The 2,892-nt window shown below is 67.8% G+C and carries 2 protein-coding genes; both read right to left on the bottom strand.

Annotated elements, in window-relative coordinates:
* Window positions 1-86: 86 nt before the first annotated feature.
* The gene (locus ACO6VM_RS24000; protein WP_422403893.1) at window positions 87-1,007 is read right to left on the bottom strand and encodes a copper resistance protein B; all 921 of its coding nucleotides are present in this window, start codon (window positions 1,005-1,007) and stop codon (window positions 87-89) included.
* Window positions 1,000-2,802: a copper resistance system multicopper oxidase gene (locus ACO6VM_RS23995; RefSeq protein WP_422403892.1), complete on the bottom strand. Its 1,803-nt coding sequence runs from the start codon at window positions 2,800-2,802 to the stop codon at window positions 1,000-1,002. The genes ACO6VM_RS24000 and ACO6VM_RS23995 overlap by 8 nt, the downstream gene beginning before the upstream one ends.
* Between the last annotated feature and the right edge of the window lie 90 nt (window positions 2,803-2,892).

Below are 2,892 nucleotides of genomic sequence, written 5' to 3'. Positions count from 1 at the left end.
GCGGTGCCCCCCGACCCCCCCCCCCCGCCCCCCCCCCCCCCTCCCCCCCCCCCCCCCCCCCCCCCCCCCCGGGCCGGCGTTCAGCCTCAAAAGCGTAATCGGACCCCAGCCACCAGCCGAGTCTGGCCAATGTCTTCGCCATCTTCCCGGGCCTGATCGGCGCGGTTGCCGTGCAGGCGGTTGAAGCTGACCCCGACATAGGGCGCAAAGCCGCGGGTGATTTCGTAGCGCAGGCGCAGGCCCACTTCGCTTTCGGCCAGGCCCGAACCCTGTTCGCGGCCAGCGTCGTTGCGCCCGAAGAAGTTGGCTTCGACGGTCGGTTCGAGGACCCAGCGATTGGTCAGCAGCATAGCGTAACCGGCCTCCAGGCGCAGCGCGGTCTGCTGTCGCTCGCCGGCGTAGGCGGTGGCCTCCAGTTCCAGGCCATACAGCGGCGTGCCCTGGATGCCGAAGGCCGCCCAGCTCTGGCCGCTGGCGGGTTTGAAGTCCTGGCGCACGCCGCCGACCAGCTCCCACCAGGGGCTGATGGCATGCCCCCAAAGGGCCTGCAGCTCGGCTTTGTGGGTCTTGCCCTGTTCACGCTCGCCTTCGGTGCGCAGCCATAAGCGGTCGATGTCGCCACCCACCCAGGCCGTAGCGTTCCAGTTAAGCGCGCTGCTGCTCTCGAAGTTCTGGTACTCCAGTTGGTCGACGATCACTGCCCAGTTGATGGCGCGGTCGTGTACCTGGTGGCCGGGCAGCGGCGGAAAGGCGGCCTGGCGGTCGGCGTCGGTGATCACGGGCAAGGGGGTACGGGGTTGGGTGCTGGCGGGCGCGCCGTGATTCATCTGGCCATGGTCCATCTTGCCGTGGTCCATGGGCATGGCAGCGTGGTTCATCTGCCCGTGGTCCATGGGCATGGCACCATGGTTCATGTGTTCCATCCCGGCGGCCAGCGCCCGCTCGCTGGCCAGCAGGGCGAACAGGGCGACGCCGGTGGCAATGCGGCGGTTGGTCATCTCATTCATCGACGCGTACCTCGCGGAACATGCCGGTCTCCATGTGGTAGAGCAGGTGGCAGTGGTAGGCCCAGCGACCCAGGGCATCGGCTGTGACGCGGTAGCTGCGGCGGCTGCCCGGCGGCATGTCGAGGGTGTGCTTGCGCACCAGGAAGCGCCCCTGTTCATCCTCGAGGTCGCTCCACATGCCGTGCAGGTGGATGGGGTGGGTCATCATGGTGTCGTTGACCAGGGTGATGCGCACCCGCTCGCCGTACTTCAGACGCAAGGGTTCGGCGTCGCTGAACTTGATGCCGTCGAACGACCAGGCGAAGCGCTCCATGTGCCCGGTCAGGTGCAGCTCGATGTCCCGTGACGGTTCGCGGCCGTCCGGGTCGGGGTAGGGGCTGCGCAGGTCGGCGTAGGTCAGCACCCGGCGGCCGTTGTCGCGCAGGCCCAGGCCCGGGTCGGAAAGATTGGGCCGTGGGGCCATGGTCTGCATGTCCACCAGCGGGTTGTCGGTTTCGCTGGCAGGGTGCTGCTGCATGCCCGACATGCCCGACATGCCCGACATGCCCGACATGGCTGAATGGTCCATGCCTGCCATGTTGCCGTGGTCCATGGTGGCCATGTTCGAATGATCCATGCCGGCCATGCTGCCGTGGTCCATCCCGGCCATATTTGAATGATCCATCCCACCCATCCCACCATGGCCCATGTCATCCATGCTCAATACCGGGCGCGGATCGGGCGCGGGCACCGGTGCCTGCAGCCCGGCGGCGCGGGCCAGGGTGCCGCGGGCGTAGCCGGTGCGGTCCATGCTCTGGGCGTACAGGGTGTAGGCCGGCAGGTCGCCTACGGTCACCAGCACGTCATAGGTCTCGGCCACGGCGATGCGCAGCTCGTCCACCGTCACCGGGGTGACCGGCAGGCCGTCGGCGGCAATCACCGTCAGTTGCAAGCCAGGGATGCGGAAGTCGAAGTAGGTCATCGCCGAGGCGTTGATCAGGCGCAGGCGCACGGTTTCGCCGGGCTGGAACAGGCAAGTGAAGTTGCCGTCCGGCGGCTGGCCGTTGAGCAGGTAGGTGTAACTGGCAGCACTGATGTCGGCCAGGTCGGTCGGGCTCATGCGCATCTTGGCCCAGGCCCAGCGATTGTCTGCCGCGTTGGCGAAACCCTGGTCTGCCACATCGTCGATGAAGTCGCCGACCGTGCGCTTGTTGTAGTTGAAGGCGTCCGACTGCTTCTTCAGCGTCGCCATCAGCGCTTGCGGCGCCTGGTCCGACCAGTCGCTGAGCAGCAGCACATGGTCACGCTGGTACTGATGCGGCTCGGGTTCGCGCGGTTCGATGACGATGGCGCCGTACACCCCGGCCTGTTCCTGCAGCCCGGAATGGCTGTGGTACCAGTAGGTGCCACTCTGCTTCAGGGTGAACTGGTACAGGTAATCGCCGCCCGGTTCGATGCCGGCGAAGCTCAGGCCCGGCACGCCGTCCATGTTGGCCGGCAGGATGATGCCGTGCCAGTGGATCGAGGTGTCCTGGTCCAGGCGGTTGCGCACCCGCAGGGTCACGGTGTCGCCTTCGCGCCAGCGCAATTGCGGGCCGGGCAGGCTGCCATTGATGGTCAGCGCGGTGCGTGGCTTGCCGGTGATGTTGACCGCGGTCTGGCCGATGAACAGCTCGAACTGCTGGCCGCTCAGATCGTGCAGCGGCAGGCGGCCCTCGGCGGCCTGGGCCAGCGGGCGCCACAGGCCGAGGCCGGCCAGGGCGGTGGCGGCGCCCAGGCCCTTGACGAAGGTGCGACGGGTGGGGGTAGGTGGCATGGCGTGGTCTCGGTGGTGGCCGTCGCCCCCATCGCGGGGGGAGGAAACCCCCCACCCTGTGTCGTGGGTCGACCTCCCGAGGTTTTCACA

This window comes from Pseudomonas sp. GZD-209 (assembly GCF_049310485.1).
Taxonomy (GTDB): Bacteria; Pseudomonadota; Gammaproteobacteria; order Pseudomonadales; family Pseudomonadaceae; genus Aquipseudomonas; species Aquipseudomonas sichuanensis.
This window is presented reverse-complemented; position numbering and strand designations above follow the sequence as displayed.

Bases quoted from the DNA above. Each gene is read 5' to 3' on its own strand.
- ACO6VM_RS23995 (WP_422403892.1), bottom strand. From the start codon at position 2,802: ATGCCACCTACCCCCACCCGTCGCACCTTCGTCAAGGGCCTGGGCGCC.
- ACO6VM_RS24000 (WP_422403893.1), bottom strand. From the start codon at position 1,007: ATGAATGAGATGACCAACCGCCGCATTGCCACCGGCGTCGCCCTGTTC.